This is a genomic window from Sinomonas cellulolyticus (assembly GCF_014656475.1).
Taxonomy (GTDB): Bacteria; Actinomycetota; Actinomycetes; order Actinomycetales; family Micrococcaceae; genus Sinomonas; species Sinomonas cellulolyticus.
On the sequence record NZ_BNCM01000034.1, the window covers coordinates 1 to 1,782 of the forward strand.

Here is a 1,782-nt window from a genome sequence, read left to right on the forward strand (position 1 = left end):
GGGTCCTGGGACAACAAGCGTGTCCCCGCGCCCCCTTCTTCCTTCCTGGTCCTCTCCTGCCCTTCCGTGGCGGGCGGGGCCGGGCGGGTGTGGGGGGTGTGTGGTGCCTGCCTTCCCCTGTCCCGGCCGCCCTGAGCGGCCGTGTGTGGGGGTTGTGGGGGTTGTTGTTTGAGAACTGTATAGTGGACGCGAGCATCTAGCAATCTCGTTTTTCGAGTTGTAGGACGTACCCGCACGGGCTGTTGTGCCCGTGTGGTGGTGTGTCCTTGGTCTTTGTTGTGTTGAAGTTTCCAAGGGCGCACGGTGGATGCCTTGGCATCGGGAGCCGATGAAGGACGTGGGAATCTGCGATAAGCCTGGGGGAGTCGATAACCGGACTGTGATCCCAGGGTGTCCGAATGGGGGAACCCCGCCGCACTTGATGCGGTGACCCGCCGTTGAACGCATAGACGGTGTGGGGGGAACGCGGGGAAGTGAAACATCTCAGTACCCGCAGGAAGAGAAAACAAGAGTGATTCCGTCAGTAGTGGCGAGCGAACGCGGATGAGGCCAAACTGTGCGCGTGTGATACCCGGCAGGGGTTGCGCGCATGGGGTTGTGGGGCCTTCCTTTCGACTGTCTGCCGGCGGTCGGGGGTGTTGCGGGGGTGTAGGCGAACGGTCTTGAACGGCCGGCCGGAGAGGGTGTGAGTCCCGTAGCCGGAACGCCTGCCGCAGCCCTGGGGGGGTGCCCGAGTAGCACGGGGCCCGAGGAATCCCGTGTGAATCTGTCAGGACCACCTGATAAGCCTGAATACTACCCGATGACCGATAGCGGACCAGTACCGTGAGGGAAAGGTGAAAAGTACCCCGGGAGGGGAGTGAAACAGTACCTGAAACCGTGCGCCTACAAACCGTCAGAGCAGGCTTGTTCCTGTGATGGCGTGCCTTTTGAAGAATGAGCCTGCGAGTCAGTGCCACGTCGCGAGGTTAACCCGTGTGGGGGAGCCGTAGCGAAAGCGAGTCTGAACAGGGCGTTCAGTGGCGTGGTCTGGACCCGAAGCGGAGTGATCTACCCATGGCCAGGTTGAAGCGACGGTAAGACGTCGTGGAGGACCGAACCCACTTCAGTTGAAAATGGAGGGGATGAGCTGTGGGTAGGGGTGAAAGGCCAATCAAACTCCGTGATAGCTGGTTCTCCCCGAAATGCATTTAGGTGCAGCGTTGCGTGTTTCTTGCCGGAGGTAGAGCTACTGGATGGCCGATGGGCCCCACAAGGTTACTGACGTCAGCCAAACTCCGAATGCCGGCAAGTGAGAGCGCAGCAGTGAGACTGCGGGGGATAAGCTTCGCAGTCGAGAGGGAAACAGCCCGGACCACCGGCTAAGGCCCCCAAGCGTGTGCTAAGTGGGAAAGGATGTGGAGTTGCGAAGACAACCAGGAGGTTGGCTTAGAAGCAGCCACCCTTGAAAGAGTGCGTAATAGCTCACTGGTCAAGTGATTCCGCGCCGACAATGTAGCGGGGCTCAAGCACACCGCCGAAGCCGTGGCAGTCCCACAGTACCCAAGCCCTCAGGGGTTCAGGGGTGGGGCTGGGTAGGGGAGCGTCGTGCGGGCAGTGAAGCCTCCGAGTGATCGAGGGGTGGAGGCCGCACGAGTGAGAATGCAGGCATGAGTAGCGAAAGACGGGTGGGAAACCCGTCCGCCGGATGATCAAGGGTTCCAGGGTCAAGCTCATCTGCCCTGGGTAAGTCGGGACCTAAGGCGAGGCCGACAGGCGTAGTCGATGGACAACGGGTCGATA

At 60.9% G+C, this 1,782-nt stretch carries 1 rRNA gene; it reads left to right on the forward strand.

The features are described 5' to 3' along the window. Nucleotides 1–280: 280 nt before the first annotated feature. Nucleotides 281–1,782, forward strand: a 23S ribosomal RNA gene (locus IE231_RS18070); the annotation flags it as partial.